General features: G+C 42.3%; 13 protein-coding genes. 3 read left to right on the top strand and 10 right to left on the bottom strand.

Translation table 11 applies throughout. The features are described from left to right. Positions 1-111 precede the first annotated feature (111 nt). The gene (locus tag ACL9RF_RS01505) at positions 112-747 is read left to right on the top strand and encodes a nitroreductase family protein (RefSeq protein ID WP_422798824.1); all 636 of its coding nucleotides are present in this window, start codon (positions 112-114) and stop codon (positions 745-747) included. A 100-nt stretch (positions 748-847) separates the two neighbouring features. Here the strand turns inward: ACL9RF_RS01505 and rny are convergent, their stop codons facing one another. The 4 genes from rny to pheT form a co-directional block, all read right to left on the bottom strand. Next, complete coding sequence (rny, locus tag ACL9RF_RS01500) at positions 848-2,401, bottom strand: ribonuclease Y (protein ID WP_422798823.1); 1,554 nt, start codon at positions 2,399-2,401, stop codon at positions 848-850. Between the two features lie 249 nt (positions 2,402-2,650). Next, positions 2,651-2,941, bottom strand: a complete 291-nt coding sequence (locus tag ACL9RF_RS01495) for a cell division protein ZapA (RefSeq protein WP_422798822.1) — start codon at positions 2,939-2,941, stop codon at positions 2,651-2,653. A gap of 68 nt (positions 2,942-3,009) precedes the next feature. After that, positions 3,010-3,318, bottom strand: a complete 309-nt coding sequence (locus ACL9RF_RS01490; protein WP_422798821.1) for a hypothetical protein — start codon at positions 3,316-3,318, stop codon at positions 3,010-3,012. 32 nt (positions 3,319-3,350) lie between these two features. After that, a complete protein-coding gene (gene pheT, locus ACL9RF_RS01485; RefSeq protein WP_422798820.1) occupies positions 3,351-5,747 on the bottom strand; it encodes a phenylalanine--tRNA ligase subunit beta in 2,397 nt (798 codons plus the stop codon). Positions 5,748-5,931: 184 nt separating this feature from the next. Between pheT and purL the strand changes: the two genes are divergently transcribed. Beyond that, positions 5,932-9,603 carry a phosphoribosylformylglycinamidine synthase gene (purL, locus tag ACL9RF_RS01480; RefSeq protein WP_422798819.1) on the top strand — a complete coding sequence of 1,224 codons (3,672 nt, stop codon included), beginning with the start codon at positions 5,932-5,934 and terminating at the stop codon, positions 9,601-9,603. 88 nt (positions 9,604-9,691) lie between these two features. Here the strand turns inward: purL and ACL9RF_RS01475 are convergent, their stop codons facing one another. The 5 genes from ACL9RF_RS01475 to ACL9RF_RS01455 form a co-directional block, all read right to left on the bottom strand. Then, the gene (locus ACL9RF_RS01475; RefSeq protein WP_422798818.1) at positions 9,692-11,362 is read right to left on the bottom strand and encodes an FISUMP domain-containing protein; all 1,671 of its coding nucleotides are present in this window, start codon (positions 11,360-11,362) and stop codon (positions 9,692-9,694) included. Between the two features lie 34 nt (positions 11,363-11,396). Next, positions 11,397-11,573 carry a hypothetical protein gene (locus ACL9RF_RS01470; RefSeq protein WP_422798817.1) on the bottom strand — a complete coding sequence of 59 codons (177 nt, stop codon included), beginning with the start codon at positions 11,571-11,573 and terminating at the stop codon, positions 11,397-11,399. 562 nt (positions 11,574-12,135) lie between these two features. Then, entirely contained in the window at positions 12,136-12,780 is a 645-nt protein-coding gene (locus tag ACL9RF_RS01465) for a porin family protein (protein ID WP_422798816.1), read from the bottom strand. A gap of 83 nt (positions 12,781-12,863) precedes the next feature. Continuing rightward, positions 12,864-13,925: a Gfo/Idh/MocA family protein gene (locus ACL9RF_RS01460; RefSeq protein WP_422798815.1), complete on the bottom strand. Its 1,062-nt coding sequence runs from the start codon at positions 13,923-13,925 to the stop codon at positions 12,864-12,866. 27 nt (positions 13,926-13,952) lie between these two features. After that, positions 13,953-14,075: a hypothetical protein gene (locus ACL9RF_RS01455; protein WP_422798814.1), complete on the bottom strand. Its 123-nt coding sequence runs from the start codon at positions 14,073-14,075 to the stop codon at positions 13,953-13,955. A gap of 258 nt (positions 14,076-14,333) precedes the next feature. Between ACL9RF_RS01455 and ACL9RF_RS01450 the strand changes: the two genes are divergently transcribed. After that, positions 14,334-15,599 carry a DUF819 domain-containing protein gene (locus ACL9RF_RS01450; protein ID WP_422798813.1) on the top strand — a complete coding sequence of 422 codons (1,266 nt, stop codon included), beginning with the start codon at positions 14,334-14,336 and terminating at the stop codon, positions 15,597-15,599. 39 nt (positions 15,600-15,638) lie between these two features. On the opposite strand, the gene ACL9RF_RS01445 is transcribed toward ACL9RF_RS01450, so the two are convergent. Beyond that, a complete protein-coding gene (locus ACL9RF_RS01445) occupies positions 15,639-16,160 on the bottom strand; it encodes a DUF421 domain-containing protein (protein ID WP_422798812.1) in 522 nt (173 codons plus the stop codon). Positions 16,161-16,171 lie beyond the last annotated feature (11 nt).

Raw genomic sequence — 16,171 nt, 5'->3', positions numbered from 1 at the left:
GGTAAATTGTCATTTACCTGCTGTTTATCGCTGCGCTTCTGCGATTATCCGCCTGCCTCGATTAGTTAGAGCTTTATATATGTATATATTTATTTAATTCCTAATAAGAAAATGTCATTACTAGAAGATCTTCAATGGCGTCATGCTACTAAAGCATATGACCCTACAAAAAAAATAAGTGAAGCGCATTTAGACCAAATTCTAGAAGCTGCTCGTCTCGCGCCAACCTCTTCAGGCTTACAGCCTTTTAAGGTCTTGGTGATAGAAAATGCCGAAATTAGAAATAAACTAGCCGAAGGTGCCCTTAATCCAGAATGTATGCGAGAATGCTCGCATGTCCTGGTATTTGCGGCTTGGGACAGGTATACTGCCGAACGTATTGATCAGGTTTACGACCGAACAACGGATGAACGCGAGCTTCCTCGGGGACGCTTCAGCAGCTATACCGATAAAATAAAGGGCATATACCTGCCCCAGGAAGAAGAGCTAAACTTTGCGCATACCGCACGACAAACGTATTTAGCCTTAGGATTGGCTTTGGCACAGGCTGCAGAATTACGTATCGATAGCACCCCGGCAGAAGGCTTTGATAACCAGCACGTAGACGAGGTGTTGGGATTAAAGGATTTGGGGTTAAAAAGTGTGTCGCTACTCTACTTAGGCTACCGTGACCCAGAACGCGATTGGTTAGCGGCAATGAAGAAGGTACGTACACCAAAAGATGAGTTTATTGTAACCTTTAAATAAAACACAACTGCTGATAAACCTTTTTAAAAAAATAAGCAAAAAAAGAGCAGCCACCTTCGAAGGGTGGCTGCTCTTTGTATTGTATAAACGTTTTAAATGCTTATTTCGCAAACGATACCGAACGTGTTTCACGGATTACGGTAACCTTAATCTGACCTGGATAAGTCATTTCAGTCTGGATACGGTTGGAAATATCAGCGGCTAAAATTTCGGCATGTGCATCCGAAACTTTTTCACTTTCAACAATAACGCGCAATTCGCGTCCTGCCTGAATAGCAAATGTTTTCTCTACACCAGGGTATGATAATGCCAATTCTTCCAGCTCCTTAAGACGTTTGATATAGCTTTCTACGACCTCACGGCGGGCACCAGGACGGGCACCAGAAATGGCGTCACAGGCTTGTACCACTGGCGAGATCATGGATGTCATCTCGATTTCGTCGTGGTGAGCACCAATAGCGTTACAAACATCCGGGTGTTCTTTATATTTCTCGGCCAATTGCATACCTAAAATTGCGTGAGGCAATTCGGGGTTATCATCAGGCACTTTACCGATATCATGTAATAGACCGGCCCGCTTCGCATGTTTAACATTCAGCCCCAGTTCTGCAGCCATGGTCGCAGCAAAATTTGCCACCTCACGGGAGTGCTGTAATAAGTTCTGGCCGTACGACGAACGGTAGCGCATACGCCCCACCATACGGATTAATTCCGGATGCAGGCCATGTATACCCAAATCGATAACCGTACGCTCACCAATTTCTACAATCTCGTCTTCAATCTGTGTACGTGTTTTAGCAACAACCTCTTCAATACGTGCCGGGTGGATACGGCCATCCGTTACCAAACGGTGTAACGACAAACGGGCAATCTCACGACGCACAGGGTCGAAACCTGATAAAATAATAGCCTCCGGAGTATCGTCGACAATAATCTCCACACCCGTTGCCGCTTCTAAAGCACGGATATTACGGCCTTCACGACCAATAATACGGCCTTTGATTTCGTCGTTCTCGATATTAAAAATCGATACCGTATTTTCAATTGCCGATTCTGTTGCAGTACGCTGAATGGTTTGAATAACGACCTTTTTAGCTTCTTTAGAAGCCGTAAGCTTAGCCTCGTCTACGATATCCTTAATCTGGATAATCGCCTGCGAACGCGCTTCTTCCTTTAGCGAAGACACCAATTGTTCTTTCGCCTCATCTGCGGTAAGTCCGGCAATAGTCTCCAGCTGTTGGATATGTTGGTTTTTCAGATGCTCAACCTCTTCTTTTTTCTTCTCGTTAACCTCTACCAACTGATCAAGCTTCTTGTTTTTAGCCTCTAAATCTTGTTTCTCGCGATTTAGATTCTCCAGTTTCTGGTTTAAAGACTGCTCTTTCTGACGGATAGTATTCTCCTTTTGGTTTACGGTATTATTACGCTGGTTAACCTCTTTTTCATGCTCGGCTTTTAATTGAAGAAATTTCTCCTTAGCCTCCAACTGACGCTGCTTCTTCACATGCTCAGCCTGCTTCTCAGCTTCTTTTATGATGCTTGCTGCTTTTTCGTTCGCTTCTTTTTCTTGTTTCTTGAACAGCATCTGTAATAAGTAGCGTCCAATCACAACTCCAATCAGCAACGATAGTATAATTGAAATTGATAACTCCATGTTATTTTAGTATATGTATTTAGTGTTAATTTTTTTTCAAAAAAAAACCGCAATTAAATTTTACAGGTATCATGTATTATTAAACTTCGTGTTCACATGATTTGAGCTATTGATCATGACCTAGATGGCTTACGCAAAATGGCCTTCATCTTGTTAATGCTCGTGATTTTGAAGCGTTAAGTTTAAAATAGTGACAACCCGAATTTAATTGCGGCAAATTCGTCGTTATTGCTCTATAAGAACGATAATTTATTTTTTAAAGAAATTTGATAATAAAGCATCCAATTCGTGCATGGAATGTTCCAGACCTTGATCTTGATTTTCCAACTTCCTTTCAGCCTTTATCATCCCTGTAGCATATTGCAATACACACATGGACAGTAAATCCTGCTTATCACGAACTGCATAATTATCCTGCAATTCCTTAATCTTTTCATTTATTAATTTTGCTGCATGTCGAATAATCTCTTCTTCTTCTACAGTAACCCGTAAAGGATAAACACGATCAGCAATATTTATTTTTATGGAAATCTCTCCCATTTTGTTGAGCTTAATAACGGTATAAACTTATTTTATATCTCCCAATCTCTCCGCATCTTATCAAAGCATTACTTCAATAAGCCTATACATCTATCTATTTCCCGCACAAAATCGTTAATTTTTTGTTTTGTGTCAAGTATTTTTTCATTTATAGCCTCTTTATCCACTTCCGCTTCTTCCAAAGATTTGGCCACCGCCATAACTTTAATCTTCTCCTCCAACTGTGCAACCTTTTCTGTACTGGTATCAAACGCCACCTGTACCGACTGCAACTCCAACTTCAACAGATCGTTCTCTTCTTGCAAAGCTTCACACAAGTGAATTAAATTTTTCGTTTTCTCAACGATAATATTCATTTGTGCCGATAATGCTGCCATATATTTCGCAATTAAATAGTATTAACTAGATTTTAGCGCACAATTGCACCAGTTTCTTTGCCAAAGTTAATAATTAATTTCTGAATAATACCATCAATTTGTTTATCATTTAACGTTTTTTCTTCATCCTGAAGCGTAAAACTCAGAGCGTAAGACTTTTTACCTTCCGCTAATTTTTCGCCTTTATAAACATCGAAAATGCTAACGTTTTTCAATAATTTGCGCTCCGTTTTAAACGCAATATTTTTAAGCTGTTCAAACGTAACTTCCTCCTCTAATAATAGCGCTAAATCGCGACGCACCGCAGGAAACTTCGACACCTCTTTGTAGGTGATGGTATTCTTACGGATCGCCTTCAGCACTAAATCCCAATCAAAATCAGCAAAAAATACAGGCCCTTCCACATCCGCTTTTGTCAAAGCCTCACTACACACAGCGCCGACAGACACCAAGACTTTTTGTCCTTTCATATAATCTAAGCCATAGGCCAAATGCGGGTTTGTAGACTCCAGCACCTGTAAACCCTCCACATGTAAGCGTTTGATTACCCCATCGACCGCAGCCTTAATATGGTAAAAATTGCTGTTTTGCGCTGGTTGGTTCCATTGCTCTGCAACTGTTTTACCCGAAATCGAAATGGCAAAACGGCGTTTTTCCGTATACGCACCATCGTTAAGGTGATACGTTTTACCATACTCAAAAAACTTAAGGTCTTTCGCTTTCCGTTTTTGGTTGTATGAAATCGCCGTTAGCATCGAATAAAGCATATTCTGACGCATGGTATCCAAATCAGAACTCAATGGATTTAACAAGCGAACCGCGGTATCCTCATCGTCGGTAAATGCTAACTTCGTTAAAGAATTGGAAAGAATCTCGCGGAAACCATTGGCGATTAATAAATCTGCAGTTTGATTTAATACAAGCTCTTTATCGGGCTTCTCTTGGGTATTCAGCGATGCTAATATTTGAGACTTAAGCTCGATATTATTGTATCCATAAATACGCAATACCTCCTCAATAACATCCACCTCACGCGTAACATCAACTTTATATGCCGGTACTTTAACGGCAATAACATCCCCCTCTTCTGCGACAATAGCTATCCCTAAGGCGAGTATAATCTCCCTAATTTCTGCTGCAGGAATCTCCTTTCCGATAAGACGCTGCACATTTTTATAATTTACCTCAAAAGAAAAAGGTTCCACAACATTCGGATATAAGTCAGTCACTCCTGACGATACCGTACCCCCTGCTACTTCCTGAATTAATAAAGCAGCACGCTGCAGGGCTAAAACCGGCATATTGGGGTCTGTTCCACGTTCAAAACGGAAGGAGGAATCGGTTTTTAAACCATGACGCTTAGCGGTTTTTCGTATCGACACCGGATTAAAATAGGCAGACTCCAGAAAAATGTCTGTTGTCGCTTCGGATACACCGGAGTATTCGCCACCGAAAACCCCTGCAATACACATCGGTTTAACAGCGTCGGCAATCACCAAATCCTCTGCCGATAACGTACGTTCTACCGCATCCAACGTCACGAATTTCTCGCCCTCGTTTGCTAAACGTACAATAATTTTGTTCCCTTCAATCTTCGCGGCATCAAAGGCATGTAAGGGTTGTCCTAAATCATGAAGAATATAATTCGTTACATCCACAATATTGTTTATCGAACGGATGCCTATTGTATTTAATTTCTCGCGCAACCAGGCGGGTGACTCCCCAACCGTAACGCCTGTAATATTAACCCCTGCATAACGTGGGGCTGCCACTTCGTTTAACACCGTTACCGCAGTAGCATCGGCTGCATGGCCCGCAGTAAAAGCATCTACGGTCGGTAAAGTGTAGGTCGTACGGAAATATGCAGCCAAATCGCGGGCTACCCCAAGATGGGAAGCCGCATCTGCGCGGTTTGGCGTCAACCCAATTTCAAACCGATAATCGTCTTCAATATGATAAAAATCCTTTACAAAGGTACCAACAGGTAAGTCCGACGGAAGCTCTACTATACCCGCATGTGAGGCACCTAAGCCAATCTCATCTTCCCCACATAACATCCCCTCTGAAACCTCACCACGGATCTTCGACTTGGTAATTTTAAAAGGCTCCCCATGCAAAGGGTGGCAGGTTGTACCAACCGTAGCAACAATAACCTTAAGGCCGACACGACAGTTTGGCGCACCACATACGATATGCAGCGGTGCTGCTCCACCCACATTCACCGTAGTAACCTTTAATTTATCCGCATTGGGGTGCTGCTCTGCGGTAAGCACCTCTCCTACGACAAGTCCATCCAACCCTCCAGGGATAGGCTGCACCTTTTCTACCGCTTCAACTTCCAGACCAATATCCGTTAAAATTAAAGACAGCTCTTCTGGCGACTTCGCTATATCTAAGTAATTCTTAAGCCAATTGTAAGAAATATTCATTTTAATACGATTTTGAAGGTACAAAGATAAAATTTTTAGCCGTAGTCCCTTATTATCCGTCCAAAAATCTCCATATTATTGAAAAAGTTCTTTTTTTTACATAGCCACTTTATTAGCAAGGATTAATAAATAATGCGTACATTTGTATCTTCATTTGAAGAACGTTCAAAACTTACATAAAATAATGATTTATTTCTTTGAGAACCCATCGAACACGGTTTATAGTGTTCAAAGCGTAACCTCTTTATCACAAGAAGACATTAATAAATTAAACTGGCTTTTCGGAAACGCCAAACTCCTCAACGACCAAACCCTCAACCATTATTTCGTCGGACCACGTGCAGCTATGGTAACACCATGGAGTACCAATGCCGTTGAAATTACACAGAACATGGCTATTGATGGTATAATACGTATCGAAGAGTTTCAGCCTGTGCCTGCCGACTTCAACGATTTCGACCCTATGATATCGCAGAAGTTTAGCGCTTTAACACAGGATATCTTTACGATCAATATACAGCCGGAACCTATTATCGAAATCGACGATATTGATGCGTACAACAAATCGGAAGGCTTAGCATTAAATGCGGAAGAAGTGACTTACCTAAACAACCTATCTACCAAGTTGGGACGTAAGTTGACCGACGCAGAGGTGTTTGCTTTCTCCCAGGCCAACTCGGAACACTGCCGCCATAAAATCTTTAACGGCACTTTTATCATCGACGGTGTGGAGCAGCCTACCTCTTTATTTAAGTTAATTAAGAAAACCTCCGAAACTAATCCTAACGCTATTGTTTCGGCTTATAAAGATAATGTAGCCTTTGTAAAAGGACCTACAGTAACACAATTTGCCCCTTTGTCGGCAGATAAAGCGGACTTCTATGTGGAGAAGGAATTTGAATCGGTATTATCGGTTAAAGCCGAAACACATAACTTCCCTACGACGGTAGAGCCTTTTTCCGGCGCTGCAACGGGTTCGGGAGGTGAAATCCGTGACCGCCTTGCGGGGGGGCAGGGCGCTATTCCGCTTGCTGGAACGGCAATTTACATGACGGCATATTCAAGACTGCTGCAAGATAGACCTTGGGAGCAGGGCATGCAGGAGCGGGAATGGCTGTATCAAACACCTATGGATATCTTAATAAAGGCTTCCAATGGTGCTTCAGACTTCGGCAATAAATTCGGTCAACCGCTAATCACGGGTTCGGTATTAACTTTTGAACACGATGAGGATGGCCGTAAGCTGGGTTATGATAAGGTTATTATGCAGGCGGGTGGTATTGGCTATGGTAAATTGGACCAAGCGAAAAAACATACCCCTAAAACTGGCGATAAAATTGTAATTCTCGGTGGCGAAAACTACCGTATCGGTATGGGGGGTGCTGCGGTATCGTCGGCAGATACGGGCGCATTTGGATCGGGCATTGAGCTGAATGCTATTCAGCGCTCCAATCCGGAAATGCAAAAGCGGGCAGCAAATGCGGTTCGTGGCATGGTGGAGTCGGAGCACAACCCTATTGTATCGATTCATGACCATGGTGCTGGTGGACATTTAAATTGTCTATCCGAACTGGTTGAGGATACTGGTGGTTTAATTGACCTGGATGCATTGCCTGTGGGCGACCCTACTTTATCGGCAAAGGAAATTATTGGTAATGAATCGCAGGAACGTATGGGTTTGGTTATTGCGGAAGAGGATATCGATATTTTAAAACGTGTTGCCGACCGGGAACGGTCGCCAATGTATACCGTTGGTGATGTAACTGGCGACCACCGTTTTACTTTCCAATCGAAAACTACAGGTGAGAAACCTATGGACTATGCGTTGGAAGATTTCTTTGGCTCTTCACCGAAAACATTTATGAGGGATACGACTATTGTAAGAAATTATGCGGATGTCGTATACACAGTAGAAAATATTCCTTCTTACCTTGATCAGGTATTACAGCTCGAAGCGGTGGCGGCAAAAGACTGGTTAACCAATAAGGTAGACCGCTGTGTGGGTGGCCGTGTTGCCAAGCAACAGTGTGCCGGACCTTTGCAGTTGCCGTTGAATAATGTCGGCGTCATGGCTCTGGACTATAAAGGTAAAGAGGGTATCGCTACAACGGTAGGACACGCTCCGGTTGCCGCCATTATTGACCCTGCTGCTGCCAGCAGAACAGCAATTGCCGAGTCGCTTTCAAATATTGTATTTGCACCAATCAAGGATGGCCTTGCGGGGATATCGCTATCGGCAAACTGGATGTGGGCTTGTAATAATGAGGGCGAGGATGCGCGTCTTTATAAGGCGGTTAAGGCTTGTTCAGATTTCGCTATTGAGTTGGGTATTAATATCCCAACGGGTAAGGATTCTCTTTCCATGAAGCAGAAATATCCGAACGGCGAAAATGTAATCGCACCAGGAACGGTTATTATCTCTGCAGCAGGAAATTGTACCGATATTACAAAGGTTGTAGAACCGGTGTTGAAAAAAGACAGCGGCTCCATTTATTATATCAATTTATCGAAAGATGACTTCCACTTGGGTGGTTCTTCCTTCGCACAGGTATTAAACAAAATCGGAACTACGGTACCGACCATTCAGGATGCTGCATATTTTAAAACGGCGTTCAATACCATTCAGGATTTAATCCTTGACGGACAGATTGAGGCGGGGCACGATGTGGGCTCTGGCGGTTTGATTACTACCTTGCTGGAGATGACTTTTGCGGATGTTAATCTTGCGGCAAACTATGACCTTACGCCATTGGCTGAGCAGGATACCGTTAAGGTGTTCTTTAATGAGAATATTGCGGTGGTGCTGCAGGCTAAGGAGGATGCGGCCTTTGAAAAAGCATTTGCAAATGCAGGTATCGAGGCTGTTAAGATCGGACAGGCAATTGCGGGTACTACTGTATCTTTCAAAAACCATAACGATAGCTTCCAATTTGCTGTCGAGGAAACTCGTGATACTTGGTTTAAGACATCTTTCTTACTCGATAGCAAACAGTCGAAAAATGGAACCGCAGCGTTGCGTTTTGCACATTATAAAAACCAACCTTTAAATTTTGTTTTTCCTGCGCAGTTTGATGGTAAAATGCCAACTACTGACACGACAAAACCGCGCCCTAAAGCTGCGATAATACGGGAGAAGGGCTCCAACTCGGAACGTGAGATGGCTAATGCGATGTTCTTGGCGGGTTTTGATGTTAAAGATATCCATATGACGGACTTAATCTCGGGTCGCGAAAATTTGGAGGATATTCAATTTATCGGTGCTGTAGGTGGGTTCTCGAATTCAGATGTTTTGGGATCTGCTAAGGGTTGGGCTGGTGCATTTTTATACAACGAAAAAGCCAAAAAAGCGTTGGACAATTTCTTTGCTCGCCCAGATACTTTGTCGGTGGGTATTTGTAACGGTTGCCAGTTGTTTATGGAGCTGGAATTAATTAACCCGGATCACGAAGTGCACGGCAAAATGTTGCATAATACGTCTGGAAAACACGAGTCTAACTTTGTGTCGGTGAAGGTGCAGGAGAATAATTCGGTTATGCTGAAATCGCTTGCTGGCTCTACTTTAGGGGTGTGGATCTCGCATGGTGAGGGTAAATTTAACTTACCAAACAGCGAGGAGAACTATGGTATCGTAGCGAAGTATGCGTATGAGGAGTATCCACATAACCCGAACGGTTCGGACTTCAATACGGCTATGTTATGCGATGCTACAGGTCGCCATTTGGTTACTATGCCGCATATCGAGCGCTCGGTATTCCAATGGCATTGGGCCAACTACCCGAACGGCCGTAAAGATGAGGTTTCCCCTTGGTTAGCGGCGTTCGTTAATGCCCGTAACTGGTGTATCGAACATAAATAATATCTTAATATTAAAATATTTTAACACTAAAAAAGCCGTCTAAAATTTAGACGGCTTTTTTTTATATACCTTATCCTCCTTTTACACATTACTCAGCTACGCAGCGCATTACATAACTATCAACTTTTGTTGATAGAATTGTCCCAAGATTATCAAATTTCACTGTATTTGTGTCAAAGAATAAGGTAACGTTTAACGATGTACTGGATGAAAAACTTGTATGATAATGTCCATGTGATCCTCTATTTATCAGGCCCTCTTCATTGTAATGCCCCTCACTTACATATCGTGTTGGAAAAAAACCTTGAGCAGGGAAGGTAAGTTGAACACCTTTATTTATTTTACTAGTAAAAACTTTTGCGGAACTAAACTGGGAGCTGCCAGCAGTAAAATTGCCAATATTAGTTGTACTTGTCGCTGTTATAAGGGAGTTGTATTCCCGCATGGTCGGAATTCGAAACCCTTCTGGACAAGGATCAGTTGGTGTTTTTATAGGATTTGTTTCATTGCCATTATTCCATGAGCCTATAGCAGGAAAATTAGGTCCACCATAAAATGGATCTGCATTAGTAGCGGTACCAGAACCTGACCGATAACTGCGCCCCCATTGGTAATAATTACCATGCCTATCCGCATTCATTTGGTTATCCGGATCTAAGCTTGTATCAACCCCCAAATTATGTCGCATCCAAATGATACCATCTATACGTGCTGCTGGATAGTCTTTATGGTATAACAAAATATCACTTGGATTAATTTTTAGCTTTAGATTATACCTAACTCCAGGGGTAATTGTTAGGGTATTGAAAGGAACAATATTGGTTTGAGTAATTGACCCTATGCTAATACGCGTAATATTATAGGATGCATCACCTTCAACATCCGCATTAATTATTGTTGGCTTACTAGTAACTAGGGATGTATTTAACGTTCCAAAAACTACGTCGGCATTTGCATTCGCCGCCGATCGAGTGATATGGCCGTTGGCAAGATCTATAGTAGCCGTGGTGCTATGCGGACTAAAATTTGAGCTGACCTCTGTAATATTATACCCTGTACTGCTGGCATCAATGCTGGTTGTAATTTGACTAAACTTATGTTTTAACATTACATTTAAATTGTTTACAAGATTTGGATTTAAGGTCATTTCCTTCCTGAAATGCATGAAATCTGCCGATCCATTTAAAGCAACAACCCTGGCTGTTGCCAGCGTTTTGTTAGCATTATCTGTGAAATTTATCGCTGGAAGGTTTACTTCATCATTAATAGAATATACTATAAAGCTGTACATCACTCCGGCATCTAATAATAAATGGCCTTCATTTTCTTCACTGCCATGGGTATAGTCTTTTTCGACTATGTATTTCCCCGATGGATCAAATACTACGACCTTGTATTTAATACCAGGCTTCAGTGTGCCACTTTCAATAGCGGCTCTATTGTTGTGTGTTTTTGTTCCTTCTTCGATTATTGCTTTACCAGTACTACTACTGTCGGGAACTAACTCTGCTGTCAGGTAGTAGTTGTTATTGAGAATTACCGAGGCCTTTTGAGGGACATCTAAATGGGTGGATTTTGTGCCAGTTAATAGGGAGCCACCAAAAACTCCTGCAGTTAACTTAAATTTAATTTTCGCTAAGCCTACAGATGAAATATCGTTTACAAGGTCTGACTTTGGATTACAGGCCAAAATATGAAGGGTAACGATAAGCATAAGTATTTTTCCTATGCTATAGGCAGGTTTTCTAATTTTTTTCATAATGCAATTAATATTTACGGTGTATATGAATCGGTTATATGCATTCAATCTTCAAAGTATACCCTATTTCTTTATTGATATTGTTGCGCTGAACCAGTAGGGGCGCAACAGTATTTTCATATCCAAGCCTTACTTTAGGAGTGGTAAAATCGAACACATCGGATTTATTTTTTATTCCAAATAGGACTGGAATGGCATGAATAATTTTCATATAGTAACCTTTTAGGTGAACAAATTGCTAGTAGTAACTTTTATTTTACTTTTTTTACCAAAAGAAAATCAAATTAAACTTAAGGGTAAATAAAGAAAAGCACACCCTTAAAAGAATAAAAATGTAGCCTTATGATTACAAATAATATATTTAAAGAAAATAAAAGCAGCCAAAAGAAATACACGACACTTTAATGCTTATTACCTGGTCCTTTAAATTATTACTAGATATAATGGGTGGGTATTTACTAAGCATCATGCTAACTTTTGGCCTATAGCCCATTTTTAACCAGGTTGAATGCGGCGTGACGATACATAGCGTGACTTTCCTGGTGATAGATTAACAGTTGTATAAGCCGTGCTAAAAAATGGAGATAATATACAGGAGAGAAATGGATAGGTTTTGCACTGTTAACCAGCAAGGTACTAAATTGAATAGCGTAAAAAAAAATTACGGCTTTTAAAGTGAAGACTACCTAGAATAACTTCGGTAACAGTATCTTCCCGGATTATTATTTACGGAAAGATACTGTTGCAACATTAGGTTTTAGAGGTACGCAATATTAATTAAACGCCCAGCCTATACCAAGGGAGAGCGTGGTATTTTTAAATTTTGCACCGTTGATTACCGCCATATTCGAAAGGCCGAAGCTAGAGCCTGCATTAAGCAAAAATCCATGTGGCAATTGGTAACCAAACAGAAAGTTCAACCCTACTTCAACGTCCTTGATGTAGCCACTTGTTGCGGGGTCTTTTTTAAGGTCTTTCGATACACCATATTGTTTTACTTTAGCATGTAGGTTATACCCTACAAAAGGACCTGCACCCCAAAAGAAGCGACCTCCATTACGGATTTGTATATCCCATACTGCATTTACAGGAACTTCGAGGTATAAAAAATCATCGACAATATCCTTATCACCGAAAACCTCAGTTCGTGCCCCTTTACCTTGAAGAAAAAGCCCCGGCTGCAGGGAGAAATGTCGGCCCAGTCTGTTATTAACATAACCACCAAGGTGATAGGTTGGTGTTGGCTTTGTTGTTGCCGATTCCCCATCATAGGAGGAGGTTTCAAACGCTAAATTTAAACCTCCTTTAACGCCAAAAGTAGTTTGCGCAGCTGCCTTAAAAGAAAAAAATGCACATACGCATGCGCATGTAGCAACAGTCTTTAAAGCGTACTTCGACGCTTTTTTAGAATTAATCATGTGTAATCTGTATCTATTAATAAAATGGTTTGTGGCTGCAAAGATACTATTTTTCACGCCAGCATGAAATTATAACAAAAAGATTATTTTAGGGCGGCCTTAACCTGTGCATCAGCCGCTAAAGCGATGGTTAAACTTTCTAAGGCATCCTGCATTGATTTCGATAAATCTAAATCTTCTTTCATCGCTTTCAGAAAGTAGCGTTGCTCGCGGTTGCAAAGCTCCTGATGGTCGGGTTCGTCCTGCAGATCGATCCATTTATCTGGCTGGGTAAAGTTATTTGAACCATCCATAGCTGCATTATGAATGCGTATCGACTCGGTCCTGGTATGCGAGCCTACATCATCGGAGTTACCATCTTGCGCTGCCTCCTTAGCCACAATAGAAACAGAACCTTTAGGACCAATAACATCCTTCACAAAAAATGCAGTTTGACTAACCATCGGCCCCCAACCTGCCTCATACCAACCGACACTACCATCGGCAAAGCGAATTTGCAGTTGTCCGTAGTTGTAATTATCGGCTGGAATATCGGGGGTTAACCGTGCTCCTATGGCGGTTACTGCTATTGGTTTCGCGTCAGTCAGCTGACACATCACATCGATGTAATGCACGGCACAATCCACAATCGGACTTAAGCTCTGCATAATATTTCGGTGCACATCCCACATATAACCCTGGCTTTGTTGGTTAAGGTTCATCCGGAATACCAGGGGGGAGCCCATTTTACGGCCCTCCTCAATAAACCGCATCCACGAGGGGTGGTACCGCAGAATATAGCCGACCAGCAGCTTGCGGTTGGCATTTTGCGCAGCCTCCAACACGCGCTTTGCCCCCAATACGGTCGTGGCCAGCGGCTTTTCTATGAACACATGCGCACCGGCAGCAAAAGCCATTAGGGCATAGCTCTCGTGGGTATCCGGATAAGTCGCAATGCATACGGCATCGGGTGTTGTTGCAACCAAGGCGGCTTCGTAGTTATTAAACAAGGGATATGTCGCTTGTAATTTCTCGTTGAGCCTAGCCTTGCTGTCACCACGAGAAACCAAACCGACAATCTCAAATTCTTTAAAATGATGATAGGCTGTAGCGTGCGATACCCCCATATTACCGCAACCGACTACCAATATTCGGATTGTATGCATAGTCTATAAGTATTTTTTAAATCCAGTTTATGCTATAGCAGCAAGTCGGCGGTTTTTCCTCACATGTAGGCCAATAGCTTTGGCACTATCTCTTCCACCACGGGCATTGCCTGTGTTTAGGTTAACCTTGTTGCCGCTATAGGCTGCCATTTTACGGCTTCATGTTCACAGGCTGGCGCTTAAGATAAATGCGTATGGCACGTGCAGCAACAGTTTTTACTACGGTCCTAGCGCATTTTCTTGCCTTGATAATTGCATCCCCTCCCCCGTAAGGAATCAATATCTAAATTTGCAATTTTTAATCGTTAATATGCTATAAACGAAAGCTTAAATTACGCTTTAACTTGAAATAATTCAAGAATATTACCTAATTTCACCCTACCACTAACATATAGTATACCTTAACATATGAATAACCAAACGGCTATAACCGCGCCTTTAATTACATCAACCCCCGTTATTGTAGGCATATTGATGGCAATCTTAGGACTTGTATTTTATACCTCGGGACTGCAAAATAGATACATTAAAGGTTTTTATGCCATCTTTCCTCCGCTATTACTCTGCTATTTTATTCCCGGAATATTAAACTCTTTACAGGTTTTTGATGGCATAAACTCGCCTTTAACAGCCATCGGTAGCCGCTATTTTCTACCGGCTTGTCTTATACTTTTTGTTATCAGCCTTGACCTAAAAGAGATGTGGGCCATGCGTAAACGTGCGGGTTTGATGTTTATAACGGGCACCATCGGAATAATAATCGGTGGTCCTTTGGCAGTTTGGCTCACCGCAATGGTAGCACCACAGGTGGTAGCTGGGGCAGGGCCCGATGAGGTATGGCGCGGCCTGGGTACTTTGGCGGGCTCATGGATTGGTGGTGGTGCCAACCAGGTGGCATTACGCGAAATATTACAGCCTTCACCGACTTTGTTTTCTTCCATTATAGCCATTGATGTCTTTCTAGCGTACTTGTGGATGGCCTTTTTGCTGTACGGTGCCAATAAGGTTAAGGCTTTTGATCGTTTTTTTAAGGCCGATGGTTCTGATGTAAATGCGCTTATTGCACGCATGGATGCCAAAACTGCGACACATGCACGCATGCCGGAAACCAAAGACCTTATTATTATGCTGGCGCTGGCTTTTGCTGGTACAGGTTTAGCTACCTATATAGCTGAACCGATAGGTGCTTTTATCGGCCGTAATTACCCGAACCTGGAGCAGTTTTCTTTAAGCAGCCCTTTCTTTTGGATTATACTTATTGCGACTATTTTTGGCGTTATCCTTTCCTTTACTCCGGCGCGTAAACTTGAATATGCCGGGGCCTCGAAAATGGGCGCTGTATTGCTTTACATGCTTATTGTAACCATCGGCATGCAGATGGATATTACGGCAGTTTTCACCAACCCGGGTTTATTTGTTGTCGGTATTATCTGGATATCCTTCCATGCCTTACTGCTGTTGCTGGTAGGAAAAATCGCTAAGGTACCGTTCTTTTATTACGCTGTGGGCAGCATGGCTAATATCGGTGGGGTGGCATCTGCTTCGGTGGCTTCAGCGGCCTTTCATCCTGCCTTGATTTCGGTCGGTGTTATCCTGGCGGTATTTGGCTATGCTATAGGAACCTATGCAGGCTGGTTAACGGCCGTTCTTATGCAGTTGGTATCGCCAATATAGAGCGGTTGCTGCTGCTGCTGCTGCTGCTGCAGCAGCAGCTTAATTGCCAAAATTTGTAGGATCGCCTTTGCGGTAATGCTTGCGTTTATACGCTGTAATTTTAGGCTGTCCAGTATCGCTGATAATCGAGATATTCCCGTCGACCTCGAGCATAGCGAGTTTCACATCGCGGAAGTGCTCAATGCCATGTTCACGCATGGCTTCATGCAGCTCTTCATTGGTAATTCCGAGCTGCGCAAGTAGCGCAAAATCTAACTTCCCTTTGTGGATAAGGATATGTGGTTTATCGTTCAGCAGTTCTCGAAGTTTTTTGTTTTTATAGATTATATGTTTAATGATATAGTTCATTACAAATAAAATGGATGCGGCCAGTAATCCGCCCAATAGACTGCTATCGGAGCCTACCATAGCATTCTGTACGGCATTACTTATAAGTAATATGAGTACAATATCGGATGTGTTGAGCTGGGAAAGCTCTTTCTTTCCGGCAATACGTATAGCGATCAGCATAAAAATATATACGGATGCCGAACGAAAAACGATATCAAGCAGATCTGTCATTGGGTTTAGAT

This window comes from Sphingobacterium sp. Mn56C (assembly GCF_049319645.1).
Classification (GTDB): domain Bacteria; phylum Bacteroidota; class Bacteroidia; order Sphingobacteriales; family Sphingobacteriaceae; genus Sphingobacterium.
Note: the sequence above shows the minus strand (reverse complement) of the source record. Positions and strands in the feature narration are given on the sequence as shown.